Source organism: Paraburkholderia sp. Cy-641 (assembly GCF_011752945.1).
GTDB lineage: Bacteria > Pseudomonadota > Gammaproteobacteria > Burkholderiales > Burkholderiaceae > Paraburkholderia.
On sequence record NZ_VWWM01000022.1, the window covers coordinates 82,326 to 108,422 of the forward strand.

Below are 26,097 nucleotides of genomic sequence, written 5' to 3' on the forward strand. Positions count from 1 at the left end.
AATTGAAGGATTCGTTGTACGCAGGCACGTTTTCATATTTCCATCATGGCTCGCGCACTACAATGCACCTCACGGCGATCATTTGAACCTAGGGGAATGACAGCACCATGACATCGAACGACAGCGCGACACCGGCCACGATGCTCGAGCGCGGCGCGGGCGTGGCCGTCTGGAGGCAGATCGAACAGATTCTGGCCGCCGAGATCGCGGCCAGCGGTTTCGGCGAGGAAGGGCGCCTGCCGAGCGAGGGCGAACTCGCCAGGCGCTTCGACGTCAACCGCCACACCGTGCGCCGCGCGATGCTCGGCCTCGCCGCGCTCGGCCTCGTCAGCGTCGAGCAGGGCCGCGGCACGTTCGTGCAGCCGGGCGCGATCGACTATACGATCGGCCGCCGCACGCGCTTCACCGAGAACCTGCGCCAGCAGCATCACGCGCCGGCCGGCACGATGCTGGCGGCCACGCGCGTGAAGGCCGAGGCCGGCGTCGCGAAGGCGCTGGGCCTGCGCGCCGGCGCGGCGGTGTATCGCATCGAATCGCTGAACGAGTCCGATGGCGTGCCGCTCACGTTCGCGCGCAGCTGGTATCCGGCCACGCGTTTCGCCGATCTGCCGGAAGTCGCGCAGCGCGTCGGCGGCGTGACGAAGGCGCTCGCCGAATTCGGCGTGAGCGATTATCTGCGCAAGTGGAGCCGCATCGGCAGCGTGCTGCCCGAGCCGGAAGTCGCGCGGCGTCTGAACATCAACCGGCAGCAGCCGGTGCTGTGGGTCGAAAACGTCGACGTCGACCTGCAAGGCACGCCGATCAAATACGGCTTCACGCATTTCGCGGCGGACCGCGTGCAACTGTACGTGGAGCACGACCTGTGAGCGGCACTGCATCGGCCACGGCAGCGGCCGCGGCATGGGACGTGCGGACGCGCTTCGCGGTGTACTACGCGCCCGCGCGGGAGTCGGCATGGTGGCAGGCCGGCTCGGCATGGCTCGGGCGCGACGCGCAAAGCGGCGAGCATTGCGCGGCGCCGCAGCCGGCGAGCCTCGCGCGTGCGCTTGCGGAGTTGACCGAAGCGCCGCGCCGCTATGGTTGGCACGGCACGCTGGTCGCGCCGTTTCGTCTCGCGCCCGGCCTCGCGCCGGACGACGTGCTCGCCACAGCGCGCACGTGGGCGCTCACGCAACACGCGTTCGACCTGCCGGTGGAAGCCGCGACGCTCGGCGATTTCGTCGCGCTGCGTCCCGCCGATGAGCATGGCGACGCCCGCATACGCGACGTCGCGGCGAGCGCGCTGCAAGCGCTCGATACGCTGCGCGCGCAACCGTCCGAGGCCGATCTCGCGCGCCGCCTCGCCGCGCCGCTGAGCGAGCGACAACGCAGCCTGCTGTTGCAATGGGGCTATCCCTACGTGTTCGACGAATTCCGTTTCCATATGACGCTGTCGAATTCGCTCGACGATGCCGGCGAGCGCGCGGCGCTGCTCGCCTGGTGGCGGCAGCGTGTGCCCGCGCTCGGCCCGTTGAGCGTCGATCACGCCGCGCTGTTCGTCGAGCCGGCGCCGGGCGAGCCGTTCGTGTTGTGGCAGCGTTTGCCGTTTCGCGCCGACGGGCCGAACGACGGCGCGGTCCCGCAGGTGACGCGGCGATGAACGGGCGTCTGATCTATGTGATGGGGCCGTCGGGCGCGGGCAAGGACTCGCTGCTCGGCTTCGCGCGCGAGCATCTGATGGGCGAGCCGATCGTGTTCGCGCATCGCTACATCACGCGGCCGAGCGGCCATGGCGAAGTGCATGTCGCGCTGAGCGTCGAGGAATTCGCCGCGCGTTCGGTGCTGGGGCTGTTCGCGCTCGAATGGTCGAGCCATTCGCTGCGCTACGGCATCGGCATCGAACTCGATGCGTGGCTCGCGCGCGGCTGCACGGTGGTCGTCAACGGTTCGCGGCAGTATGTGCAGCATGCGCTCGCGCGTTATCCGCAGGCGGAAGTGGTCCACGTCGACGCGGCTGCACATATTCTCGAAGCGCGGCTCGGCGCGCGGGCGCGCGAATCGGCCGAGCAGGTCGCGGCGCGGCTCGCGCGGCGCGCGCCGTTTTCGCTGCCCGACGGCGTGCGTTGCACGACGATCGACAACTCCGGCGCGCTCGAAGACGCCGGCCATGCGTTGATCGCGGTGCTGAGGGAGCATGCGAACCTGTAGCGCGTGCGTTACCCTATGCGGCCATTTTTGCGGTACGTTGGGCCATTTCCGTTGCCGACTCGCCTGGCCGGCCTGGCCCGAATTCATGGAGCAATACGATAATGAACGAGACCCCGCGTCTGACCGAAGTATCCGATCTGGAACCCGCCGTCGCGAGCCTGCGCGAAATTCGCCATCACATTCACCGCCATCCCGAACTCGCCTACGAGGAAGTGCAGACCGCCGAACTCGTGGCCGGGAGGCTCGAACAATGGGGCTGGCAGGTCACGCGCGGGGTCGGCAAGACCGGCGTGGTCGGCACGCTGACAGTGGGCGACGGCGCGCGCCGCATCGGCATTCGCGCGGACATGGACGCGCTGCCGATTCTTGAGCAGACCGGCTTGCCCTACGCGAGCGCGACGCACGGCAAGATGCACGCATGCGGCCACGACGGCCACACGACGATCCTGCTCGGCGCCGCGCAACGGCTCGCGGCCACGCGCAATTTCTCGGGCACCGTGCATCTGTACTTCCAGCCGGCCGAGGAAAGCGGCATCGACAGCGGCGCGCTGAAGATGATCAAGGACGGCCTGTTCGAGCGCTTCCCGTGCGACGCCGTGTTCGGCCTGCATAACCATCCGGGCGCGGAGCCGGGCATGCTGCTGTTCCGCAAGGGGCCGTTCATGTCGGCGGGCGACAAGGCGATCATCACGATCGAGGGCGTCGGCGGCCATGCGGCGCGTCCGCATCTGACCGTCGATCCGGTCGTGGTGGCCGCGAGCATCGTGATGGCCTTGCAGACCATCGTCGCGCGCAACGTCGATCCGGCGCAGCCCGCCGTGGTGACGATCGGCTCGATGCACGCGGGCACCGCGAACAACGTGATTTCGAGCAGCGCGCGGCTCGAGCTGAGCGTGCGCTCGTTCAGCCCCGAGGTACGCGCGTTGCTGAAGAGGCGCATCACCGAACTGGCCGAGTCGCAGGCCGCGAGCTACGGCGGCAAGGCGTATGTCGAGTACATCGAGGGCTATCCGGTCGTCGTCAATACGGAGGCCGAAACGGATTTCGCGGTGCAGGTTGCGCGCGAACTGGTCGGCGACGACAAGGTGGTCGAGCAGACCGATATCCTGATGGGCAGCGAGGACTTCGCGTTCATGCTGCAGCAGCGGCCGGGCACGTTCCTGCGCATCGGCAACGGCGTCGGCGAGGACGGCTGCATGGTGCACAACCCGCATTACGACTTCAACGACCATAACCTGCCGATCGGCGCGGCGTTCTGGACGCGGCTCGTGGAGCGTTATCTCGCGCAGTGAGTGATTGGGCGATTGGGCGGCTAGGCGATTGAACGATCGGGCGAGGCAGGGGCGCTGCCTCGCGCCCGTTGCCGCGTCCGCCGGCCGCGCGGTGATCTGCGCGCCTTAGGGGCGTTCCGTGGGAGCGTTCTTTAAGGGCGTTCTTCAGGCGCGTTTTTTAAGCGCAGCCCTTGAGCGCACGCCTCAACCGCGCCGCGCCACCATATCCGACACCGTCTGCGCGGCCTGCTGCAGCGGTTCGAGAAACGCTTTCACCATTTGCCGCGCCGAATTGCGCTGCGCGTTGCCGCTGATGTTCAGCGCCGCGATCACGCGCCCCTGGCGGTTGCGGATCGGCGCGGACAGCGAAATCAGTCCGCCTTCGAGTTCCTGATCGACGATCGCCCAGCCCTGGCGGCGCACCTGCGCGATCAGCTTCTTCAGCTCTTCCTTGTCGGTGACCGTGCGCGGCGTGTGCGCGTAGAGCGGCGCCGAGTTCAGCGTGGCGTCGAGCTCGTCGTCGTCGAGCGCGGCGAGCAGCACGCGGCCCATCGACGTGCAATACGCAGGCAGGCGGCTGCCGATCGAGAGGTTGATCGTCATGATCTTGTGCGTCGGCACGCGCAACACGTAGACGATCTCGGTGCGATCGAGCACGGCCGCCGAGCAGCTTTCGTGAACCTGCGACGACAGATTTTCCATGACCGGTTCCGCGAGATTCCAGAACGGCATCGACGTGAGGTAGGCGAAGCCAAGGTCGAGAATCTTCGGCGTCAGGCGGAACAGGCGGCCGTCGGCTTCCACGTAGCCGAGCGTCTGCAGCGTCAGCAGAATCCGGCGCGCGCCCGCGCGCGTGAGGCCGGTCGCGGCGGCGACGTCGGTGAGCGTCTGCTCGGGGCGCGTCGCGTCGAACGCGCGGATCACCGCGAGACCGCGCGCGAACGACTGCACGTACGAGTCGCCCGGTTTCTCCGGGGCCGGCTCGGCGTGGGCGGGAACGGCGGAAGACGACGGCAGGGCTTTGCTCATGGGCCTTGAAAAGTGCGTTCGGAAAGATGCGCATGAAGGCGCGCGGGCGTGCGCCATTCGATGCCGCGCATTGTGGCGCAAAGGCGTGACGATAGCTTAAGCCTTCTGTTTCGCCAAATGACGCGCGTTCTCTCAAAAATGCCAGGGTTTGCGTGGATAGGGCTGAACGCGTGAAATTTGTATGATGACCCGATAACCTGACTAATTCGGCTCATCCACAGCCATCCGATACCTCATGTTCGACAAGATTCCCGCGCGGGCGTTGAGCGACACGGTCGCGCAGCAACTGCTCGTGCAGATCGACAAAGGCGCTTTCGTGCGCGGCGGCAAGCTGCCGACCGAGGCCGTGCTCGCGCAGCAGTTCGGCGTGAGCCGCACGGTGATCCGCGAGGCGATTTCGCGGCTGAAGAACGAGGGCGTGGTCGAGCCGCGCCAGGGCAGCGGCGTGTTCGTCGCCGGGCACGGCGCGATCCGGCCGCTGCGCATCGACTACGCCGAAGCGGCCGAGCCGGGCTCGGTCGTGCAGATTCTCGCGCTGCGCCGCGCGATCGAGGCCGAGGTCGCCGCCGAAGCCGCGCTGCGGTGCGGCGACGCCGAGATGGCGTCGATCGAGGCGGCGCTCGCGCGCATCGACGAGGCGGTGGCCGAGGGCGACGACGGCGTCGCCGAAGACGTCGCGTTTCATCGCGCGATCGCGGCGGCCACCGGCAATCCGTATTTCCTCAAGACGCTGACGTTCCTCAATCAATACCTCGAAGCGGGCGTGGTCGTCACGCGCCGCAACGAGGCGCTGCGCGAAGATTTCTCGCGGCAGGTGCGCGACGAGCATGCGGCGATTGCCGCCGCGATCCGCGCGCGTGATCCGCAGGCGGCGCGCGAGGCTGCGCAGACGCATCTGTATAACGCGGCGCGCCGGCTGGCTGAGGCGGGGATGAGTTAGCCCATGACCGATTTCTTCGACAAGGCGTTACGCCATCTGGATGGAACCCCACAATGACCGCTGCACCTGTATCCACCCCCGCACTCCACACGACTGACGAAGCGCGCGTGCGCGAGGAAATCTGCGCCTGCGGCGCGAGCCTCTACCAGCGCGGCTATACGGTCGGCACCGCCGGCAACATCAGCGCGCGGCTCGACGACGGCTGGCTCATCACGCCGACCGATGCGTGCCTCGGCCGGCTCGACCCTGCCGATATCGCGAAGGTCGACGTCGACGGGCGCGCGGTGTCGGGCGGCAAGCCGTCGAAAACGCTCGCGCTGCATCAAGGCATCTATGCGCGCAATCGCGAAGCGCGCGGCATCGTCCATACGCATTCGACGCATCTCGTCGCGCTGACGCTCGCGGGCGTCTGGAGCGAGACCGACGTGCTGCCGCCGATCACGCCGTACTACGTGATGAAAGTGGGACACGTCCCGCTGATCCGTTACCGCCGCCCCGGCGATCCGCACGTGGCCGCGCAGATCGCCGCGCTCGCCGACAGCGTGCGCGCGGTGTTGCTCGACCGATTGGGGCCGGTGGTGTGGGAGCGCTCGGTCGCGCATGCGTCGTATGCGCTCGAAGAACTCGAGGAGACCGCGCGCCTGTGGCTGATGACGCAGCCGCGTCCCGCGCCGCTCGAAGAAGCCGCGCTCGAAGAACTGCGCGCGGTGTTCGGCGCGCGCTGGTAAGGCGGCGCGGGTGCTGATTGTGCGGGTATAGCTTGCGTCTCGCTCAGACGCATGTGCCGCGCCGCTCGGCTCCGCGAAGTCGGCACCCTGCGTTGCCGTCGACGTTCCCGTCCGTTCGTTTATTTTTATCGGCGCACGCGTGCTCAGCGCATGCATCGCGCGCCCTACACACTGTTTTCAAGGAGTTGTCGCCATGCCTCGCTTCGCCGCCAATCTGACCATGATGTACAACGAGCACGCTTTTCTCGACCGTTTCGCCGCCGCCGCGCGCGACGGTTTCAAAGCGGTCGAGTTTCTGTTTCCGTACGACTTTCGCGCCGACGAACTGCAAGCGCAACTCGATGCGCACGGCCTCACGCAGGCGCTCTTCAATGCGCCGCCGGGAGACTGGAACGGCGGCGAGCGCGGCATCGCGATCCTGCCGGGCCGCGAGGACGAATTCCGCCGCAGCATCGACACCGCGCTCGACTACGCGCGCGTGCTCGGCAACCGCAAGCTGCACGTGATGGCGGGCCTCGTGCCGCAGGACCAGCCGCGCGAAAAACTGCGCGACGTGTATCTGAAGAATCTCGCCTACGCCGCGCAGACCGCGCAAGCCGAGCAGATCATGATCGTCATCGAGCCGATCAATGCGCGCGACATGCCGGGCTATTTCCTCAATCGCCAGGACGACGCGCAGGCGATCTGCGCCGAAGTCGGCGCGGCGAATCTGAAGGTGCAGTTCGACTGCTATCACTGCCAGATCGTCGAGGGCGATCTGGCGATGAAGCTCAAGCGCGATAGGGCCGGCATCGGCCATATCCAGATCGCGGGCGTGCCCGAGCGCCACGAACCCGACATCGGCGAGCTGAACTATCCATACCTGTTCGATCTGATCGATTCGCTCGGCTACGATGGCTATATCGGCTGCGAATACCGGCCGCGCGCGGCGACCTCGGCGGGGCTCGGATGGCTGCGGCCTTATCTCGACGCGGCGCGTTGAGCGTCGCGATTCATCGTTCGTTTTGCCTCTCGTTCTGCCGTTTACCTGATCGTTCTTCAGTGCCGCCGACTCCTCAAGGAATCGGCTTGCATTGAAGACCGGTTGAGAACCACTCCCTGCGCGTATTCCCTGGTATCCGCTGGCACGGCTTCGTCCGTGCTTGACACGGTTTCGCGCACGCGCCTATCATCGAGCCTGTTTGTTCGATATATGACCTTGTGTTCGTATATAGAACATAAGGCCGGGTGAGGAAACCACGCCGAGGCACGCCGCGGTTGCGGCAACTGTCGTCGATTCCAAGCCCATCGTTCACGATCCTGCGCTAAGCTGCCTTGAGGTGGCGACCGCCCGTGGTGACCGCCGCGCCGCCGCTTTCCTGCGGCGTCCCGCAGCTTGCCGCCATTTGCCGTGAGGGCCGCCGGGCCGATGCGTCGATGTGCTGATGCATCGGGCTCGCGTCATCCACGGAAAACCGGCGCGCGGCGCACGTAGCATCTCAACTGGAGACATCACATGACCGAAGCATTCCTGTGCGACGCGATTCGCACCCCCATTGGCCGCTATGCGGGTTCGCTGTCGTCGGTGCGCGCCGACGACCTCGGCGCGGTGCCGCTCAAGGCGCTGATGGAGCGTAACCCGAACGTCGACTGGAGCGCCATCGACGACGTGATCTACGGCTGTGCGAACCAGGCCGGCGACGACAACCGCAACGTCGCGCGCATGTCGCTGCTGCTCGCAGGCCTGCCGAAGGACGTGCCGGGCTCGACGGTCAACCGTCTGTGCGGTTCGGGCATGGACGCGATCGGTATCGCCGCGCGCGCGATCAAGTCGGGCGAGGCCGCGCTGATGGTGGCGGGCGGCGTCGAAAGCATGAGCCGCGCGCCGTTCGTGATGCCCAAGGCGACCAGCGCGTTCACGCGTCAGAACGAGATCCACGACACGACGATCGGCTGGCGCTTCGTCAATCCGCTGATGAAGAAGCTGTACGGCGTCGACTCGATGCCGGAAACCGGCGAAAACGTCGCGACGGACTACAACATCAGCCGCGCCGACCAGGACGCGTTCGCGCTGCGCAGCCAGCAGAAGGCGGCTCGCGCGCAGAAGGACGGCACGCTCGCGCAGGAAATCGTCGGCGTGACGATCGCGCAGAAGAAGGGCGATCCGATCACGGTGCTGCAGGACGAGCATCCGCGCGAAACGAGCCTCGAAACGCTCGCCAGGCTGAAGGGCGTCGTGCGTCCGGACGGCACGGTCACGGCCGGTAACGCCTCGGGCGTGAACGACGGCGCGGCCGCGCTGCTGCTCGCCAACGCGGAAACCGCGAAGCGCTTCGGCCTCACGCCGCGCGCCCGCGTGCTCGGCGTCGCTACCGCCGGCGTCGAGCCGCGCGTGATGGGCATCGGCCCGGCGCCCGTCACGCAGAAACTGCTCGCGCGCCTCGGCATGACGATCGACCAGTTCGACGTGATCGAACTGAACGAAGCGTTCGCCTCGCAAGGCATCGCGGTGCTGCGCGCGCTCGGCGTCGCCGACGACGATCCCCGCGTGAACCCGAACGGCGGCGCGATCGCGCTGGGCCACCCGCTCGGCATGAGCGGCGCGCGTCTGGTCACGACCGCGACGTATCAGCTGCAACGCACGCAAGGCCGCTTCGCGCTGTGCACGATGTGTATCGGCGTCGGCCAGGGTATCGCAATCGCGATCGAACGCGTGTGATGACCGAACGCGGGTAGCGCGGCGCGCGCTCGGCCACGGCCAGCCCCGGCCGCTCGCGCTTCGATGACCACGGTGGTTTTGGCGACAGCCCCCTCGCTTTGGCGATGGGGCTGTTTCTTTTGGCGCGAGATCACGTGATCGAGCCATCCACACGGCCGCCGATAAGACGTGAAGGTCGGCGATACGCTGTACGCGGTGTTCGTCTCGGCGGCGGCCGTGCAGGTGACGCCGCTCGGGCAGTGAGCGCCCCGAAGAGGCGACGCAAACTATGTCGAAATATGTCGCGCGCGCCGCGAAACGCCCGCCAGTCCTTGTGCGGCGGGGCATCGCCGCGGTGACACGGCGCGACATATCTTCGCCGATGATTTACCCGGCATGTCCTTCTATAGTCCGTTCGTCGCCACGCGGCAGTGACGCAAGTGGCCCGAATCCAGTAAGGACATCTCGTGAAAAATCGTTTATTCGCAGCTTCAATTCAGACGGGCGCGCAGCGCGCCGACCTCGCTTCCGTTGCCGCGCCGGCTGGCGCATCGATGCGCCGCGTGCTGCGCACATTCCTGCTCGGCGCGGCCGCTGCCGTCTTCGAGTTCGGCAGCGCCTCGGCGTTCGCATGGTCGGGGCATGGCACGGCCTACACGTCGCACGGGGTCTATAACGGCGCGCATTATGGTTCGTGTGGCGGCGGCAGCTGTTCGCACGCGGGCGGCGTCGCCGGTCCGTACGGCGGCTTCGCGAGCAACACCGGCACGGTGACGCGCACGGCGCCCGGCCAGTTCTCGAATTCGGGCACGGCGACCGGGCGCTACGGCAACTCGGTGCAGCACTCGGGCGATACCAGCTGCGCGGGCGGCACCTGCGCGCACACCGGCACGCTGACCGGACCGGACGGCAAGACGGCCACCACGTCCGGCGACGTTACGCGCAACGGGCCGGGCCAGTATTCGTCGTCGGGTACGGTGACGGGGGCGAACGGCAATACCTACGACCATTCGGCCGCGACGAATTGCGCGGGCTCGACCTGCTCGCGCTCCGGTACGGTGACGGGCCCCGATAACGGCAGCGTCTATCACTCGGGCACGGCGACGCGCGTCGCGCCGGGTGTCGTGACGACGTCGACGAGCGTGACCGGCACGCACGGCAGCACGGTGACGTCGAGCGGGACCGTGGTCACGGGCGGCGTCGTGGTCGCGGGCGGTGCGACGGCCGGCAGCGCGACAGTCAGCAGCACGACGGTGGGCGGCGCGGCCGTGGTCGTCGCGCCGAACCCGGTGGTCGCTGCGGCGCCGGTCGCGTATGTGGCGCCGAACCCGGTGGTCGTGGCGACGGCACCGGCCGTCGTGCCGCCGCCGGTCGTGTATGTGCCGCCGAAGCCCGTAGTGGTGACGCCGCCGCTGGCTTATGTGCCGCCGCCCCCGGTCGTCTATGTGGCGCGGCCCGCGCCGCGTGCCGTCTACTATGTCGCGCCGCGTCCCGTATACGTCGCGCCGGTGCGGCGTGCGGCCGTGTGGGTGCCGGGCCACTGGGTCGGGCGTGTCTGGGTGCCGGCGCACTGGGCGTGATGCGTGTGACGGACGTGGCGATGCGAATCATCAGATGCGGTGGATTCATGCGCTTCCGGCGTGCCAGGAAATGCGAGGCGGCGTATGAGGTCGCGAGCGATGCAACGTGTGCCGGGCGAGAAACCGCGAGGTGTCGGGCGCGAACCGGGGTGTCGTCGATACGCGCCATCTGCACCGTATCCGCACTGGCGATGCTCGTGGTGGCGGCGCTGCCGGCCATCGACACCTGGGTCGCATCGGCGGCCGATGTCGCGGGCCACCGCTTCGACGCGGCATCGCAGGACTGTTCCGCGCGATACGCCGCGTTGCTCGATCTCGCGGAACTCGCGCGGCGCGACTGCCAATCGGCGGACGTGATCGTGCGCGGTCTGAGCGGGCAGGGCGGCGCGATGAGCGCATGCCTGCCCGCGGGCCACGCCATCCACGGCGGCGCTAACCTCATTCATGTTGCGCGCTGAGCAGAACCGGTGTGCGCGATGGCGCCGGCTACGCCGATTGCTCGTGCTGCTTCGTCAGATCGCATTCGAGAAAGATCGCGCCGGGAATCGGATTGAACACGTAAGCGTCGATCGGTTCGAAGCCGAGCGACGCATAGAGTCCGAGCGCGGCCTGCATCGTCGGCAGCGTGTCGAGGCGCATGCGCCGATAGCCGGCCTGTTTCGCCAGCGCACAGATGCGCGTAGCCAGATGCCGGCCCACATGCAGGCCGCGTCCCGCGGGGCGCACGTAAAGGCGCTTCATTTCGCAGATCGTTTCGTCGAGCGGACGCATTGCGACGCAGCCGACAATCTCGCCCGCGTCGTTGCTTGCGAGCAGCACGCGGCCGCGAGGCTCGGCAAATTTGCCGGGCAAGCCGGCCAGTTCGGAGTCGAACTGCTGGAAGCCGAGATCAATGCCGAGACTCCCGGCATATTCGCGGAAAATGGTCCGCACGATGTCGAGTTGTTCAGGAAAGCGGGCGGTTTGCAGATGGATCATGCGCGGTCGATAAGGCGATGAGGCTGTGGGTCGATGGGGAGATGTATCGATCCGCGCAGTGTAGCGGATCGTGCGAACGTGCCGCACGGCAATCGCGAAGGTCACTCGCTTCGCAACGGAAAGCGGATCTCGAACGTCGTGCCGACGCCTTCGCGCGACGCAAACCCGATGTGGCCGTTCAGCACGCGGCATAGCTCGCAGACGATCGCGAGCCCGAGCCCCGTGCCCGGAATGTCCTCGCCGGCGGCGCGCTCGAATTCGTCGAACACGCGATCCGCATCCGCGGGTGCGATGCCGACGCCGGTATCCGTCACGCGAATCGTCCAGTGGTCGGTGCCGGCGGTCGCGAGTTGCAATTCGACCTGCCCCGACTTCGTGTACTTGATCGCATTGGACAGCAGATTGACCGCGATCTGCTTGAGCTTCAGGCGATTCGACGTGATGACCGACAACGCCGGATCGATCGAGGCGAGCAGCCTGAGCCCTTTGGCTTCGACGAGCGGCCGCGACGATGCGACGAGCTCCTCGTAAAGCTCGCGCAGATCGACCGCTTCGGGCACGAGCGGCGTGGCGTCGCCGAGCACGACCGAGTACTCGACCATCTGGTCGACCAGTTGCTTCATGTCGGCGGCCTGGCGGTTGGCGAGCGTCAAGGCGGTCTCGGCTTTCGACGGCGCCCGCGCGATCAGTTGCAGCGCGATCGAAAACGCGTTGAGGAAGTTGCGCAGATCGTGCACGACGCTGCGCGTGATCTGCATGCGCGACTCGTGCAGCGCGCCGACCAGTTGCTGCTTGAGCATCAACTCGTGATTCGCGCGTTCGAGCTGCCCCGTGTACTCGTCGATCTTGCGATCGCGCTCGTTGACCACTTCCTTGATCGACGTGTGCGTGACCATGCTGAATGCTTCGGCGATGAGCCGCCGCGCGCGGCTTTCGTGACGCCGCGTGAAGCTGCTCGCGCGCGCGGCGAATTCCTCGAGCGCTTCGGCGAGCACGCGCCGGAAAAGATCGAGTTCGCGCACGAGTTCTTCGATGCGGTAGCCCTGATCCCAGCGAATCTTGCCGTGCTTTTTCGCGTTGCGCTCGATCGACGTTTCGACCTGTTCGAGGTCTTCCACATCGAGCGCGGCGCAGAGTCCTTCGATAATTTCCGGCAGATGATCGGCGAGTTGCTGATAGGTGAGCTTGTCGGCTTCGACGAGATCGAGGTCGGTGGCAACGGCATCCATCCATTGCTGCGTGAGACGGCTGCGTTCCGCCCGGACGTAGTCGGCGAAATTGCGCAGCGGACTGATGCGTGTGTCGGTCATGATGAATGCGCCCAGGAAATTTCTACAACATACGAACGTACGAACTCGCCCGATCGCATTGCTCCCGTCGGCTCCGTGGGCCTTGGCGTCGTGCCATCGCGCCGTTGTGCCGCGTATGCATGGGCGCCCGGTGCCCGGCTGGGCCCGGAGAGAGCCGAAGATGGCGCCCATTATCGCCGCAATTGCCGCATGTGGAACACCTCTTGCGCCATCTCGTCGGGCAATCGAAGCAACGAGTCCGCAGACGATGACGCGCTCAATCCTGCTGGTGGACGACGAGCCGGAAATTCTGGCCGCGTGGTGCCTGATTCTGGAACGCGAGGGGTATGAGGTGAGTTGTGCGAACAACGGCGCCGAAGCGCTCGCGTGCGCGCGTGCCCATGTTCCCGACCTGATTGTCACCGACTGGACGATGCCGGTCATGGACGGGGCCGAGCTGTGCCGCAGCCTCAAGGCGATGCCGCAACTCGCCGATGTGCCGATTCTGCTGCACACGGCCGTGCCGCCGTCCGAAGGCGAGGCGCGCAACTGGAGTTTTTACCTGCGCAAGCCGAGTGGCGTGGAATATTTTCTGACGATGATCGCGCGTCTGTGCAGGGGCGATCGCTGAGGCGGCATGTTGCTCATGTCCCGGCCGGCTCGGCATCAATCATCAGGATGCCTGTGCGTCGTCTTTGAGAAAGTCGACGAATGCGCGCAGCGGCGCGGGCACGTGGCGATGCCCTCGGGTAATACAGAAACGGCCCCGAAAAGCGCAGCCGCCACGGTTCGAGAATTGGTTCGGGCGCGCCGCTGGCGATATGTGCGCGCAGCATCTCCTCGAACAGATGAATGATGCCAATACCCGCGAGAGCGCAACTGACCGCGAGGTCGATCGCCGCGCCCGGCTGTACGAGCAGTGGTCCGCCCGGATGCCATTGCAGCAGTTCGCTCTCGCGTTCGAGGTACGAGGTCGGCGTCGCGCCGCCGGAGAATTGCTCGCGCAGGCACGTGTGGGACAGCAGTTCGTGCCGAGGCTCGGGGCGCCCGTGCGCGTCGAGATAGACATCCGCCGCAATCTCGTCTGGACGTTACCGGGTGGGAGCATCGGGGGTATGTCGAAACATGCCGATGGTGTTCCCATCGCTCGCTTTGCATGGAATCCTGGTAAGCTGACGCGCTTGCTTCAGTCGACCAGGGAAAGATGTCATGCCTATCGTCAATTACGTGCCACACGATGGCGAGCGCGGCGAACTCGACGTGCTCGCGCGCACGAGCGACGCGTTGATTTCTGCCGCAGATGGCGGCGCTGCCTGCGTGCCGTACAGGGCGCCGCTGGACGCAGCGTGCCGCATTGAATCCATGCCGAACGTCAACGATGCTAGGGCAGTGCCTACCGGCCGGCCAGCGCACGGAGCCGCATGATGTCTCTGGATAACATCGACCTGAACCTGCTGCGCGTCTTCGACGCGGTATTCGAGGAGCGCAGTCTCGCGCTTGCGGGCAAGCGCCTGCACCTGAGCCAGTCAGCAGTGAGCCATGCACTGGCACGCCTGCGCCAGGTCCTCAACGACGATCTTTTCGTGCGTACCGGCAAGGGCATGCAGCCCACCGCGCGCGCGATGGACATGGCAGGCCCGTTGCGCGGTGCGCTTCAGCAGATCAAGCTGGCGCTGGGCGTCGCCGCATTCGAACCGGCCGACGCGCAGCGCAAGTTTGTCGTCGCGGCCAACGACTACATCACCTCGCTGTTGCTCGGGCGACTCAGCCAGCGTCTGAGCGCGCAAGCGCCGCTGACGGATCTCGTCGTCCGGCCGTCGACACGCCTCGATCTCGCCGGCCAGATCGATGTGGGCCGCATCGATATCGCGGTCGGCATCTTCGCGGAGATTCCGTCGCGCTTGCGCTGGATGACGATCTGGGAGCAGACCGATGTTTTGCTGATGCATCGCGATCATCCGCTCGCCGGGCGGCCGCTTACGCTCGATGATCTGCTCGAATACCCGCTCGCGACCATCTCGCTCGGCGGGGAAGAAGAGGGCGCGGTAAGCGGCTTTATTCTCGAACGCGGTCTTGCCAGGCAGTCCGAGATGTTCAACCGCGATGCACTCGATCGTGCCTACGCGGCGCGCGGCGAGTCGCCGCGCGTGCGCGTGGCGGTCGCGCACGCGCTGGCCATGCCGGCACTCCTGCGTTCCAGCAACATGCTCGCGCTTGTTCCATCGCCACTCGGGCGCGAGATGGAGAGCCAGGGCGAATTGACGACGCACGCGACGCCCTACGCGTGCCCGAGCGAAGAGGTACGAGTCGTTTGGCACGAGCGCAATGACAACGACGCAGCACTACAGTGGCTCAGGCGGCAGATCGAGGACGTGGTCAGCGAGGTTCAGGCGTGAAGCGCGTCTGACGTTCGAGCTTGCGGCGGCTTTGCATCGTAGGAAATCCGTCCCGAGGGCAGGAAGAACAGGGCGATGACGGCGCCGCCTCTCGCTTCCGGATAGTGGCTGCTGCCCGGGGCCGGGGCTGTCCAGCCGGCGTGGCACCAGCCGTTCGGGCCCATCAGCGCGGCGCCTTCGTCGAGCGGCACGACCATGTTGAACTCGCCATACGGATGCGCGTGGTAGTCGCCGCGAAAGCTGCCTTCGGGATTGTTCTGGGTGTTGTCCGAGCTGTCTATCAGAACCGCGGTGATGCTGAAATAGAACGTCTCGGCGGAGGGCGTGACGAGCCGGGCACGGCGATAGCGTGGGCCGCCGACTTCGACGTCGGCCGCCCAGCCTTCCTTCACGCCGAGCCGGATCAGACGCGACAGATCCTGGTACAACTCGCTATCCACGCCATAGCGGGTATTCAGCCATTGTTCGACTTCCGTGCTCGTCGTGATGTCTTTGACCTCTTCCAGAAAGGGGATGCAACGGGCGATAAGTTCATCCTTGCCACTGAATTGTTGGGTGTGGGACATGCTGGTTTCTCCTTGAATTGATCGTCATGAGCATTCGACATGTGGAGCGCGGCGCGCTCACCTCTTCCCTGGGGGAAGTGCGAAGCTCGATACGTTGCAGCGCGATATGACGATGCCACAGGCGTGTGCGCCGAAGAAGGGAAACTCTTGCAAGATGACTATGCATGGCGTGCATGATGGGGCGGGTTCGGTTGAATGCGGGAAGCGGGATGTGCCTGACGTTCTTGCCGAGCCATTCATGGTGAGTCGCGTGTTCTTGGATCGCGGAATCTGAGTCCGCTTATCCAATCCCGCCATTCACTCTCGGACATGTAGCTAATGGTTTCCTGTCGCTTCCTTGCAAGAAACTCGGACTGTTCGTGGAGACTGAGCGCTTCCCAGTACCGGTCCCAGACGTGGTGATACCAGTATTCGGCGTTACCCTGTAAGGAGCCTGCAATCGGGCCAAGCTCATAGAATGCGATCCATGGGCAAGGGGGATTGAATCGTGCGTCAGCGAGTTGCCGGATCAAGGCAATGTCGTTGGTCAGGAGCCGCATATTGAATCCCGCAAGTTCCTGGTCATGCTTGAGGAAAGTATGCAGATGGTCGTTGTTATAGTGTTGCCACTCTGTTTCCTCGCGACCGTTGCGAATAGTCATGACGTAACGCGGCATTTGGGCAACCTCGATAGTCTGACTCACGAGAAAGGCATTGACGCCGATATCGCGAAGAGGGCGAATCTCGATGTAAGCGGGGAAGTCGTCGAGAATCGTGACTATGCCGGACGATGGAAATATCTCCTTCAGTTTGTCGATATCGGCTCCGAAGACGTGCTCGATGACTTCCGTCAGCCGGTTTTGCGACTGCGAAGCAAAGCGCCGCTCTTGCCGCTTGCGACCGATATCGTCGATTATTCGTTGCAATGAGAACACGCTGATTTCCCTGTTAATGCGTCGGCATCTTCGTGGTGGCGAAGCTTCCGCCGAGATAGCCTATCGTTCCGAAAACTATTCCGCCAATCAGACCCGTAATCACGGTTCCCGGTCCTGTCTCGACACCAATCATGGTCCCGGCAATTGCACCGATCCTGGCACCAGCTATCGCGCCACCCCAGCCGCCCATCTGTCGCACAACTTCCTTTTCGATGGGGCGAACCGACGTTGTCTTAAACGATTGCCACCGAAAGATCATAAGCGGTGAATGCAATGCAAAATACCTGTACCACGCGCACGTATTTCACGAGGCCCCGCGTCCCACCCAATCCCTCCGGTGTGAACACGCCTGATGGCGGCACGCTGGGATGGGGTTGTATCAGGATTTCCCTATCCAGGGCTTCCGAATAGCCGCGTATCGTCTCTATTCGTTTCTTCAAATGTGGATTCTGTTGGGCGTATTCGTCCAGTGCGGCACGAATTTGTTGACCGGTAACAAGTCGCGCGCCGGAGCGCTTCGCCTTTGCGATGTCGATATAGACTGTTTTCCCATCAAAACGGGTTGCACCACCCGGAAAGTCTGAGCTTGTAGAGGAAAAGCTTGTGACTCTTTCTTCACCCATTACATGCTCTGCGATCGTTGCACCCGAGCCAGGTCCTTTTCCCCATAGTCCATATTTTTCCGGGTACACCTCCCGCAAATTTCCCAACTCACCAAGTTTCAACTCTTGCAGATAGGGGTTGTCAACGTCAGCGTAGCATTGGCGAACGAGAAAACCATCCTGTCCAGGTTCGTCAACGACGACAAAGATGAATACCTTTGCGGGCATAGGATGCCCAAGCACATCGTATTGAGAGTTTGCTCTCTGATTGGTGTTGGTTTGATAAACGTAATTTCCCATTATCTTCAGTGCTCCGGCACTTTAGTCATGAAGCGATTGTGCAGCGCTCCAGCGCACGAATCCCGACTGCAATATCGAGTCGCGATATGTTGTTGGTATAGATGCGTGGACAGTAGCCAAGAGAATCCGCTACACCCTGGTAGACTGCGCCGCTCGCCGTTCGTATGTGATACGGCGTCGCGACGAGTGCTCGACCGTTAGCGTCGATGATGCGTACTCGCTCGTCAAAATCGCCGGTTGGATCGGTTGGCAGTGCCTGACCGCGAGCGTCATATTCCACTGGCTCCAGTCCATGAGCTTGGAAACCGTACAATGAGTGGCTTTGCGATGCATGAAGGATGGGGGGCGGGCAGCATTTGCACAGGCAAATGTCCCCGTCTAGTGCTTCCTGTTTGCCGTATCTGACTGCGCGGTGGCGCGGCCCCGTTGGTTCAATATGACCAACAGACTGGCAACCGCTACACCAGACCTGCGCGCCAAGATAGGTTATCGGCACACCATGATCGGTGCAGTTTTCAATTCCCTCCGTAACGATGCCGCCATTGGTCGATTTGTCTCCTTTCCTGAGTACGTAGCGCTTCACTTTGCCTCACTATGGGTAACGTCAACAGCCGTGAATATCGATATCCGGCTGCGCAAGTTTGATTCCCAGGCAGCTTGAGAAGTCCGCTACCTCATCATGGAAAAACGATCGGGTCAACACGGAAAAATCGAGATAGAACGATTTTCACAAAGACTGACAAAAACGCTGTCTATCTCGATTTCAAATGCCTATTTATGAGGGGCGTGTCTGTCGTCTTGCCGTGTTTCCATTTAATGGGGCGATTTTGATGCGCAGCGTCACCGCCCGTCCACAAAGCCCGAAATACGCCGAACACCGAAGATCTCTGGCACGACCTGTCCCACAACGCCCCGCCCCTGACGGACCGTATGTTTCGCTGAAATACGGTTGTAAGTCGCTCTTGCTAAAGTCGTCGGGAGACATTGGCCGACGCATGCGCAATGACTTTATTCGCATGCCTGACGAATGAAAGCGAAGCGGAGAGCGACCCACCATGAATCCAGTTCGTGCGTTCTGGCTCATTCTGATGCTGATCGCGTCGCCGGTATGGGCATTTCAGACACGCGTCGTCGCGATTCCGAGCGTGGCGATGCATCGTTCGTTCGATGCGACGGTCGTGCTGCCCGATCAGTACGCGCGCGGCAATGCGGACAAGCGCTTTCCGGTCGTCTACGTGCTGCACGGTTCGGGCGGCGACAATACCGACTGGACCGCGAATTCGCATATCGGCAAACTGGCCGACCGCTATCACGTGATTCTCGTGATGCCCGACGGCGGGCACGAGAGCTGGTACATCGATAGTCCCGTCGATCCGCGCAGCCGTTACGAGACCTATGTCGGCACCGAAGTGGTGAGCTATATCGACGGACATTTCCGCACGATCGCGGCGAAGCAGGCGCGCGCGATCACGGGCCTGAGCATGGGCGGATTCGGCGCGCTGCGCATCGCGCTCGACCGGCCCGGCGAATTCGGTGCGGCGGGCAGCATCAGCGGCGCGGTGGACCCGCGCGGCTGCGAAGACGAACCCGGCATCGACCAGGTTTTCGGCGATCCGTCGCAAGATGCCGACTTCTGGAACAGCGAAGCGATCGTCGCGAGCGCGCAGGATTTCGGCCGCGAGCATATCGCGCTGACGATCGACTGCGGCGTCAACGATTCGCTGGTGCAATCGAACCGGCTGCTGCACGAGCGGCTCGTCGAACTCGGCGTGCCGCACGATTACGCCGAGCGGCCAGGCGGACATACCTGGCAGTACTGGTCGAACGCGGTGCAGTATCAGGTGCTGTTCTTTGCCGGCATGTTCAGACACGCGGCGCAAGCGGGCGCCGCAGCCTGATTCGCCAATGATGCCGTAAGCAGAACCGGCAGCGGGCTCGCTCTCAGTCGATGCCGTGAAACACCGCGTCATCCGGGCCGAGATACACGGGCGGGCGCCATGCGGCATCGCGCATCGAATGCTGAACCTGCTTTTCGACGCCGAGCAGCACCGCGAAAATCGCCATCCGCACCGGAATGCCGTTGTCGGTTTGCCGGAAAATCGCGAGCCGCGAGTCGTGGTTGAGGTCGACGCTCAGATCGTTCGCGCCGGGCCGGCTGTCGCGCGGTAGCGGATGCATGATGAGCGTGTCGGCGCCGCAGATGCTGTCGACGAGCGCCTGGTTGATCTGGAAGTCGGGCGTGTAGCCTTCGAACGATTCGTCGGTGAAGCGTTCCTTCTGGATGCGCGTCGCGTACACGACGTCGGCGCCGGCGAGGCCGTTGCGCAGGTCGTGCGTCTGCTCGATCACATGGCCGTTGCGCGAAATCTGCTCGATGATGTAGCCCGGCATTTCGAGCATCGGCGGCGAGATCAGCGTGAACTTGATGCCACGGTACAGCGCGAGCAGTTTCACGAGCGAGTGCACGGTGCGGCCGTATTTGAGGTCGCCGACCAGCGCGATATGCGCGCCGTCGACGATCTTGCCCAGGCGCGAAAACTCGCGCTGGATCGTGTAGAGGTCGAGCAGGGCCTGGCTCGGATGCTCGCCGGGGCCGTCGCCGCCGTTGATGACCGGCACGTTGGTCGCGCGCGCGAATTCGGCCACCGAGCCTTGCTCCGGATGGCGGATCACGAGCGCGTCGACGTAGCCGCTCATCACGCGGCTCGTGTCGTAGATCGATTCGCCCTTCGCCATCGACGAAAACGTGAAGCCCGTGGTGTCGCAGACCGAGCCGCCGAGCCGGCAGAACGCCGCGCCGAAACTCACGCGCGTACGCGTGCTGGCTTCGAAGAACAGATTGCCAAGCACCGCGCCTTCGAGCACGCGCGAGATTTTGCGGCGTCGCGCGATGGGCTGCATGATGTCGGCGACGCGAAAGAGCGCCTCGACCGAGTCGCGCGAGAACTGATCGACCGACAGCAACTGCGGCCTGCCCTCGAACAGCATCTGGCTCGCCAGCGATTGCGAGTCTACGCTTTGCGTATATTTTTCACCGGGCTCCGCGTTGACGATTTCCGACACGAAGCGCTCGACGATTTCCGGCATCGCACGCGATTCCTGCGAGTCGTCCGGCAGCAGCCACGTATCGAGCGCCCGCCGCGATACGCCGATACGGCTCGCGAACGTATCGCGCGTCATGTTCAGGCGACGCATCGCATCGCGTAGGAAGGCTTGTTGCGGAACGCTCATGAGGGCACCTGTCGGAAAAAGGAATCGGCGGGAAGGGTGAGGTAAAAATATACGCGTTGCGTATATTAATTTCTGGGCGCCAGAAGTCAAGCGTTTTCTCGCGGGGCGGGCCGCCGCCCGAACAGCGCCGCCGATTACCGCGCGGTCGTGCACCTTGCACGCGCAGCGGCGCATCGCCGGTCATGCCCGTGTGCCGACCGACGCGAACGCGCATCGGCTCGTACCGCACGACATGGCGCAGCGCGCAACACACGCTTCGAACGCCACGCGTTGCTCCATTCGCTGCGCATCGCGCATGCCTCTCCAGGCCCCGTCCTGTATTTGAGATAGAGCCTGGCAATCCCAGGTGATAATCGCCAGCTTCGTCTTTTATCGCCTCCGTTTTTATTCGGCCGATACCGTATGAATCCAATGCCGCTGATCCCTTCGCCGTTCTCTCCGCAGTTTCGTTTTACCCGGCGCGCCGCACTGGCTGCGCGTGGCATCGAGGCTCATGCCGATGGGCTGTTTCCGCGCATGCGAGGTCTCGCGCATGCGCCGCTTCGCGCGCGAGGCCGCACGCGCGCCGGGCGTCGCTAATGGCCGCCCCGTTCCGGCTGGGCAGCGGACTGGCAAGCGGCTCGCTGCGATTCGTCACGCGTCGTACCGCGTTATCGCTCGCGTTGGGCGCGGCGTGCGGCACCGCCGTCGTGGCCGTTGGCGCGGGTATCGCGATCGGCATGCACTGGCCGGTTCATGAGGCCGCTGTCGTCCCGCAGGAAAATCACGTCGAACGCGACTACCGGATCGCGCAACTCGGCGAACTGAACGCGTCGGTCGCGCAGATCGAACCGCGGATTGCGCGGCTCACCGCCGAGGTCGATACGCTGCGCGACTTCGAAACGCGTTTGAGCACGCTGCAGCCGACCCGGCGCCCGGCCATGCCACGCTCCGCCGCGCCGGCCAGTGCCGCATCGGATGGCGAATCCGACATGTCCGCCACCGACGGCGAAGGCGGTCCCGCATTGCCGCCGCGCCGCTGCGATGAACTTGCCGGGCAGGCACGCGGCCGTGCCGATGCGCAGCGCACGCGCGAGCAACTGAGCTGCATCGACGCGACGCTGTCGCAACTGGAACGGCAGACGGCCCGGCATGCCGTCGTCTATGCCGCGTTTCCCGGCCGCATGCCGGTCGACGGAGCGCGCTTCGGCTCGCCGTTCGGCAATCGCAGCGATCCGTTCACGCATCGTTTGAGCTTCCATCCTGGCGTCGACCTGGTTGCCGGCACAGGGACGCCGATCCTCGCGGCCGCCGGCGGCCGCGTCATCTTCGCCGGCGAAAAATCGGGCTACGGCAACGCCATCGACATCGATCACGGCAACGGGTTCGTCACGCGTTACGGCCATGCCTCGCGGCTCGTCGTGCATGCGGGCGAACTGGTGCTGCCGCGACAGCATATCGGTGATGTCGGCTCGACCGGCCGCTCGACCGGTCCGCATCTGCATTTCGAAGTACGGGTCAATGGCGAGGTCGTCAATCCCGTCGCTTATCTCGCGCTGTTTGCGCCGCCGGCTCATGGTTAAGCGGCGCATGGGCGGTCACACCTCGCGCGTGACGATGAGTTTGAGCCGCCACGGCTATACGCTGCGTCCCACGCGGCCGCTGGCTTGGCGCATGGCCGTCTGGGCCGTGGTCTGCATGCTGAGCGCGTGTGCCGGCGCGTTCGCGCTGAAGGCGTGGCAGATGGGCCAGGCTCGCGGGCCGCACGAGCCGTGCGACCGATGCGCCGTGGCGAGCGCGGACGCCGGCAGCCGGCAGGCGGAAGTGCTTCGCCTGAGGCTCGCGCTGGCCGAAGAGTCGGCCGCGCGCGGCGCGGTGCAGAAGACGGCCGACAGCGCCGCCGCCGAGGTCGCGAGGCTCGGCGCCGAGCTGGCGTTTCTGCGCGAGCAGGGCACCGTCCGCGCGACGGCGCCGCGTCGCTGAGCGAAACAATGCACGGCTGCCGCAGAGGCGCGGCATGACCATGATGCCGTGCTGTAGTGGAGTCGAGTCGCCGTCGCCAAAGCCTGAGCGGCGGCTTTTTTCGGGGAAACCGTGATGTTCAGCAAGAAAAAAAACGCAGGTATCGAGCGCTCGAGGCTTGCCACGTTGATCGCAGAAGACGTGCGAATTACCGGCGATCTTCAGTTCAGCGAGGGGTTGCGCATGGACGGCCATATCAAAGGCAACGTCAGCGGCGCGGCCGGCAGTCAGACCTTGCTCGTCCTGAGCGATCGAGGCTCGATCGAGGGCAACGTGCACTGCTATGACGTGGTGGTCAATGGCCGGATTGTGGGCGATCTGACGGCCGATCACTTCGTCGAACTGCAGGGTAATGCGCATGTGACCGGCAATATCTATTACCAGCAGTTGCAGATGGATTGCGGCGCTTCGGTCGAAGGCAAGCTCAAGAAATGCGAGCCGGCGCAGCCGCTGCTGGCACGTCCGGCCGCAGGCAGCGAGCCGGTGCGGGTCATGCTGCGCGAGAGCGAACCTCGCGAAGTTCGCCCCGCCGAACTCAAACCGTCTCCGTCGAAGGCTGAGCGGGGGTGATGCCGGGCCTGGTGTCCGCACGCCTCGCCGGGCGTCTCCTTCGGCTGACGCAGCGCGCGCACGGCGCGGTGTGCTGACGCACCGATGCACCGACGCGCCGCGCCCGAGCGTGGCGAGCATGTCACGCTCGACGCTCGGCCGCTTGAACAGAGGAACACGATCCAGCCGCTCGCGAGCAGCAGGTCACCAGTGAAGACGAACCCGCATGCCATGCCAGACTGCACCCGCTGCGGCGCTATCGCGGTTACACTGCGGTTCATGCACTCCGGCTCCACGTTCCGACTCCGTCCGTCGACCTCCGTCCGCACCGCTTTCGCGAGCGTGGCGTTCGCACGCATGGACGCTTCGCTCAACGTGCACGCCAAAGCCAAAAAACAGCCGCTCATCTGACCGGAGCACGCTGTTCCGTCGTCAGATGTGCGACGGAACGACCGGTTGACCGCCCCCCGGCTTTCTCCTTTCTTCCTCGCACCGCTGACCGGATTCGATACGGTCGTCATCGAGGTAGAAAACATGTCTGATTTCTCGGGTATCTGGATTCCGCTGATTACGCCGTTCGCCGACGGCGCGGTCGATCACGCCGCCTTGCGCGCGCTCGTGCGCCGCTATGCCGACGCCGGCGTGGCCGGTCTCGTCGCGCTCGGCACGACCGGCGAGCCGGCCACGCTCGACGCCGCCGAACAGGATGCCGTGCTCGCGACGATTCTCGACGCGGTGCAGGTTGCCGCTGACGCGACCCCGCAGCGGCACGCGTTGCCGGTACTGGTCGGCGTGTCGGGTAATGGCACGGCGAGCATGCGCGAGCGCATCGAACAGTTGAATCCGCTGCCGATCGCGGGTGTGCTGATTGCCGCGCCGTATTACACGCGGCCTGCGCAAACCGGTATCGTCGGCCATTTCAGCGCGCTGGCCGACGCGAGTGCGCAACCCGTCGTGCTGTACGACATTCCGCAGCGCACCGGTGTGCGGCTCGAACTCGACACGCTGCTCACGCTGGCCGCGCATCCGCGGATTCGGGCGATCAAGGATTGCGCGGGCTCGCTCGACACAACGCTTGCGTTGATTCGCGACGGTCGCTTGCAGGTGCTGGCCGGCAACGACCTCGAGATCTTCAGTACGCTGTGTCTTGGCGGCAGCGGGGCGATTGCGGCAGCCGCGCATGTGCGGCCCGAGCGTTTCGTCGCGCTGCATCGTGCGCTCGCCGATGGGCGGCTCGACGACGGGCGGCGGATTTTTCAGGCGCTCGTGCCGCAGATCGAGCTTGCGTTCGTCGAGCCGAATCCGTCGCCGGTCAAGGCGATGCTTGCGGCCGAAGGCTGGATCCGCAACGAGTTGCGCATGCCGATGACGCCTGCGAGCGACGCATTGGCGCGGCGGCTCGAAGCGCTCGTCGCGAGCGAAGAGGGCGAACGGAGGTAAAGCGGCAGGGCGAAGCGGCGGCATGAGGTCGCGGCACGAAGCCGCGACGCGCGGCCGTGGCGTAAAGCGGTGATCCGAAGCCGCGAAGCGCGGGCTGGCCGGCCTACACCCGGCCCGTGCTTTCTCAAATCGTGCCGGCCGCCGTCGGCGCATATCCGACATCGTCGTGATGCACGCGGGCCGCCCCGAGTGTCTCCGTCGACTGACGCAGCGCGCGCATGGCGCGGCGTGCCGCGCGGTGCGCCGACGCGCTGCGATCGAGCGTGGCAAGCATGTTGCGCTCGACGCTCAGCAGCTTGAACGCGAGCACGATCAGGCCGCTCGCGAGCAGCAGGTCGCCGGCGAAGACGAAGGCGTACAGCGCCGACGTCGTGCGCGGATTGGCGAGCACGAGCGACAGGTTGGTGCGGTTCAGCAGCGCGAGCACGAGCGGCAGGATCGTATTGAGCGACGCGAGCATGGCGCCGGTCGCCGCGATAGAGCGTGCCGGGCTGAGATGCGTGCGGCGCGGCCGGCATATGTCGTAAAGCGTGCCGAGGCGGCACGGCAGGAAGAACAGCGCGAGCAGCGCCGCGCGGAAGAGAATCGGCAGCGGATACGCGAGCGCGCCGCCATAGAGCGCGCAGAACAGCAGCGACAGCGCGAGCCCGGTGCGCCATGGCGCGCGAATGCCGAGCAGCTTGCGCAGGCCGCACCAGATCAGGATCCGGCATTGCAGCGCGAACGTTGCGCCGAGCACGAGAAACACACCGTGCCGCCACGTCAGATGCAACGCGAAGCAGGCCGACGACGCGCCGTTCAGATAGAACCCGATGGCCCAGAAACGGAATGCGACGACCTGCGGGAACATGCGCGACAGCGCCGTGGTGATGAGCGCACAGCAGAGGAACGTGATCAGCCACAACGAGGTATACGTCGCTACGTCGAAAGTCATGAAATCTCCAACACCTTGCCTGTTTTGTTTTGTGCGTTGCCGTCGTTGCGGCCGGGCGTCTGCCCAATCGTCATGAAAACTGACGACAACATGCTTTTATGTCATCCCGAAGTCGTTTCGGGGAAATCATTCTGAAAAGTCGTTGCGAAGCTCGTTTCAACGCGTGGCGTGCTCACGCGGCCATTGTTCTCCCCCTGGGCATGGCGCCGAAGTCGCCGGCGTTGACTGGCTGGCCAGGCAGGACGCCTGGCATTGCGTTGCATGTGTTGCTGGCGTTGCGCGTCGTCGAGGGCGGCTGGTCGGCCTGCGATTTCGTCTCGACGTCCGCGCCCGTGTTGCCATTTCGAAAGGATGTGCGAGCGCGGTAGCGAAACGTTTGCGCGAGAGATCGAGTGGGTTGGGCTTGCCGGGTGCGCGCGCGATCCGCGGCGTGGCTGTCGAGGTGGCGCGCGCGAGCGGGCAGGCCGTCGCCGCGAGCGCGTCGG

General features: G+C 64.9%; 27 protein-coding genes and 1 pseudogene. 18 read left to right on the forward strand and 10 right to left on the reverse strand.

The genetic code is table 11. From position 1 onward, the window contains the following. The first annotated feature begins 107 nt into the window (after positions 1-107). The 4 genes from phnF to F3J20_RS14535 all read left to right on the forward strand — a co-directional run bounded on the left by phnF (position 108) and on the right by F3J20_RS14535 (position 3,479). A complete protein-coding gene (phnF, locus tag F3J20_RS14520) occupies positions 108-866 on the forward strand; it encodes a phosphonate metabolism transcriptional regulator PhnF (protein WP_167039741.1) in 759 nt (252 codons plus the stop codon). Continuing rightward, complete coding sequence (locus F3J20_RS14525; RefSeq protein WP_345889883.1) at positions 863-1,639, forward strand: DUF1045 domain-containing protein; 777 nt, start codon at positions 863-865, stop codon at positions 1,637-1,639. Before phnF ends, F3J20_RS14525 begins: the two co-directional genes overlap by 4 nt. Further along, a complete protein-coding gene (gene phnN, locus F3J20_RS14530; protein ID WP_167039745.1) occupies positions 1,636-2,187 on the forward strand; it encodes a phosphonate metabolism protein/1,5-bisphosphokinase (PRPP-forming) PhnN in 552 nt (183 codons plus the stop codon). The genes F3J20_RS14525 and phnN overlap by 4 nt, the downstream gene beginning before the upstream one ends. A gap of 101 nt (positions 2,188-2,288) precedes the next feature. Next, the gene (locus F3J20_RS14535) at positions 2,289-3,479 is read left to right on the forward strand and encodes a M20 aminoacylase family protein (protein ID WP_167039747.1); all 1,191 of its coding nucleotides are present in this window, start codon (positions 2,289-2,291) and stop codon (positions 3,477-3,479) included. Between the two features lie 183 nt (positions 3,480-3,662). Here F3J20_RS14535 and F3J20_RS14540 read toward each other — a convergent pair whose 3' ends face one another. Beyond that, positions 3,663-4,487 carry an IclR family transcriptional regulator gene (locus F3J20_RS14540; protein ID WP_167283696.1) on the reverse strand — a complete coding sequence of 275 codons (825 nt, stop codon included), beginning with the start codon at positions 4,485-4,487 and terminating at the stop codon, positions 3,663-3,665. A 235-nt stretch (positions 4,488-4,722) separates the two neighbouring features. On the opposite strand from F3J20_RS14540, the gene F3J20_RS14545 reads away from it, so the two are divergent. The 6 genes from F3J20_RS14545 to F3J20_RS14570 all read left to right on the forward strand — a co-directional run bounded on the left by F3J20_RS14545 (position 4,723) and on the right by F3J20_RS14570 (position 10,870). Beyond that, the gene (locus F3J20_RS14545) at positions 4,723-5,427 is read left to right on the forward strand and encodes a FadR/GntR family transcriptional regulator (RefSeq protein ID WP_167283697.1); all 705 of its coding nucleotides are present in this window, start codon (positions 4,723-4,725) and stop codon (positions 5,425-5,427) included. A 53-nt stretch (positions 5,428-5,480) separates the two neighbouring features. Beyond that, a complete protein-coding gene (locus F3J20_RS14550; RefSeq protein ID WP_167283698.1) occupies positions 5,481-6,155 on the forward strand; it encodes an aldolase in 675 nt (224 codons plus the stop codon). A gap of 193 nt (positions 6,156-6,348) precedes the next feature. Continuing rightward, positions 6,349-7,137, forward strand: a complete 789-nt coding sequence (otnI, locus tag F3J20_RS14555) for a 2-oxo-tetronate isomerase (protein ID WP_167283699.1) — start codon at positions 6,349-6,351, stop codon at positions 7,135-7,137. Positions 7,138-7,650: 513 nt separating this feature from the next. Further along, on the forward strand, positions 7,651-8,853 hold the full coding sequence (gene pcaF, locus F3J20_RS14560; protein ID WP_167283700.1) for a 3-oxoadipyl-CoA thiolase: 1,203 nt from the start codon (positions 7,651-7,653) through the stop codon (positions 8,851-8,853). A 533-nt stretch (positions 8,854-9,386) separates the two neighbouring features. Beyond that, positions 9,387-10,412 carry a hypothetical protein gene (locus F3J20_RS14565; RefSeq protein ID WP_167283720.1) on the forward strand — a complete coding sequence of 342 codons (1,026 nt, stop codon included), beginning with the start codon at positions 9,387-9,389 and terminating at the stop codon, positions 10,410-10,412. A gap of 149 nt (positions 10,413-10,561) precedes the next feature. Next, entirely contained in the window at positions 10,562-10,870 is a 309-nt protein-coding gene (locus tag F3J20_RS14570) for a hypothetical protein (protein ID WP_167283701.1), read from the forward strand. Between the two features lie 28 nt (positions 10,871-10,898). Here F3J20_RS14570 and F3J20_RS14575 read toward each other — a convergent pair whose 3' ends face one another. After that, a complete protein-coding gene (locus F3J20_RS14575; RefSeq protein WP_167283702.1) occupies positions 10,899-11,390 on the reverse strand; it encodes a GNAT family N-acetyltransferase in 492 nt (163 codons plus the stop codon). A gap of 101 nt (positions 11,391-11,491) precedes the next feature. After that, complete coding sequence (locus F3J20_RS14580) at positions 11,492-12,700, reverse strand: sensor histidine kinase (protein ID WP_167283703.1); 1,209 nt, start codon at positions 12,698-12,700, stop codon at positions 11,492-11,494. A 247-nt stretch (positions 12,701-12,947) separates the two neighbouring features. Between F3J20_RS14580 and F3J20_RS14585 the strand changes: the two genes are divergently transcribed. Then, complete coding sequence (locus F3J20_RS14585; protein ID WP_167283704.1) at positions 12,948-13,310, forward strand: response regulator; 363 nt, start codon at positions 12,948-12,950, stop codon at positions 13,308-13,310. A gap of 42 nt (positions 13,311-13,352) precedes the next feature. Here the strand turns inward: F3J20_RS14585 and F3J20_RS32130 are convergent. Then, positions 13,353-13,755: pseudogene (locus tag F3J20_RS32130) on the reverse strand (LysR family transcriptional regulator); the annotation flags it as partial. A gap of 133 nt (positions 13,756-13,888) precedes the next feature. Here F3J20_RS32130 and F3J20_RS14595 point away from each other — a divergent pair. Continuing rightward, positions 13,889-14,104: a hypothetical protein gene (locus tag F3J20_RS14595; RefSeq protein WP_167283705.1), complete on the forward strand. Its 216-nt coding sequence runs from the start codon at positions 13,889-13,891 to the stop codon at positions 14,102-14,104. Continuing rightward, a complete protein-coding gene (locus F3J20_RS14600; protein ID WP_167283721.1) occupies positions 14,104-15,075 on the forward strand; it encodes a LysR substrate-binding domain-containing protein in 972 nt (323 codons plus the stop codon). The genes F3J20_RS14595 and F3J20_RS14600 overlap by 1 nt, the downstream gene beginning before the upstream one ends. Here F3J20_RS14600 and F3J20_RS14605 read toward each other — a convergent pair. The 4 genes from F3J20_RS14605 to F3J20_RS14620 all read right to left on the reverse strand — a co-directional run bounded on the left by F3J20_RS14605 (position 15,066) and on the right by F3J20_RS14620 (position 18,040). Beyond that, positions 15,066-15,641, reverse strand: coding sequence for a DUF4863 family protein (locus F3J20_RS14605; protein WP_167283706.1), 576 nt, complete (start codon positions 15,639-15,641; stop codon positions 15,066-15,068). The genes F3J20_RS14600 and F3J20_RS14605 overlap by 10 nt on opposite strands. Before the next feature lie 236 nt (positions 15,642-15,877). Then, a complete protein-coding gene (locus F3J20_RS14610; protein ID WP_167039771.1) occupies positions 15,878-16,555 on the reverse strand; it encodes a hypothetical protein in 678 nt (225 codons plus the stop codon). A gap of 233 nt (positions 16,556-16,788) precedes the next feature. After that, positions 16,789-17,457 (reverse strand): glycine zipper family protein, encoded by a 669-nt coding sequence (locus tag F3J20_RS14615; protein ID WP_240162800.1) that lies wholly within the window; start codon positions 17,455-17,457, stop codon positions 16,789-16,791. A gap of 25 nt (positions 17,458-17,482) precedes the next feature. Continuing rightward, on the reverse strand, positions 17,483-18,040 hold the full coding sequence (locus F3J20_RS14620; protein WP_167283707.1) for a PAAR domain-containing protein: 558 nt from the start codon (positions 18,038-18,040) through the stop codon (positions 17,483-17,485). A 472-nt stretch (positions 18,041-18,512) separates the two neighbouring features. Between F3J20_RS14620 and F3J20_RS14625 the strand changes: the two genes are divergently transcribed. Further along, positions 18,513-19,355: an alpha/beta hydrolase family protein gene (locus F3J20_RS14625; RefSeq protein ID WP_167039774.1), complete on the forward strand. Its 843-nt coding sequence runs from the start codon at positions 18,513-18,515 to the stop codon at positions 19,353-19,355. A gap of 43 nt (positions 19,356-19,398) precedes the next feature. On the opposite strand, the gene F3J20_RS14630 is transcribed toward F3J20_RS14625, so the two are convergent. Then, positions 19,399-20,688 carry an aspartate carbamoyltransferase gene (locus F3J20_RS14630; protein ID WP_167039776.1) on the reverse strand — a complete coding sequence of 430 codons (1,290 nt, stop codon included), beginning with the start codon at positions 20,686-20,688 and terminating at the stop codon, positions 19,399-19,401. A 578-nt stretch (positions 20,689-21,266) separates the two neighbouring features. Here F3J20_RS14630 and F3J20_RS14635 point away from each other — a divergent pair. The 4 genes from F3J20_RS14635 to dapA all read left to right on the forward strand — a co-directional run bounded on the left by F3J20_RS14635 (position 21,267) and on the right by dapA (position 24,678). Then, on the forward strand, positions 21,267-22,250 hold the full coding sequence (locus F3J20_RS14635; protein WP_167039778.1) for a M23 family metallopeptidase: 984 nt from the start codon (positions 21,267-21,269) through the stop codon (positions 22,248-22,250). 7 nt (positions 22,251-22,257) lie between these two features. Then, entirely contained in the window at positions 22,258-22,650 is a 393-nt protein-coding gene (locus F3J20_RS14640; RefSeq protein WP_167283708.1) for a hypothetical protein, read from the forward strand. Positions 22,651-22,764: 114 nt separating this feature from the next. Then, on the forward strand, positions 22,765-23,259 hold the full coding sequence (locus tag F3J20_RS14645; RefSeq protein ID WP_167039782.1) for a polymer-forming cytoskeletal protein: 495 nt from the start codon (positions 22,765-22,767) through the stop codon (positions 23,257-23,259). A 513-nt stretch (positions 23,260-23,772) separates the two neighbouring features. Beyond that, positions 23,773-24,678 (forward strand): 4-hydroxy-tetrahydrodipicolinate synthase, encoded by a 906-nt coding sequence (gene dapA, locus F3J20_RS14650; protein ID WP_167283709.1) that lies wholly within the window; start codon positions 23,773-23,775, stop codon positions 24,676-24,678. Positions 24,679-24,802: 124 nt separating this feature from the next. Here the strand turns inward: dapA and F3J20_RS14655 are convergent, their stop codons facing one another. After that, entirely contained in the window at positions 24,803-25,612 is an 810-nt protein-coding gene (locus tag F3J20_RS14655; protein ID WP_205299294.1) for a hypothetical protein, read from the reverse strand. Positions 25,613-26,097 lie beyond the last annotated feature (485 nt).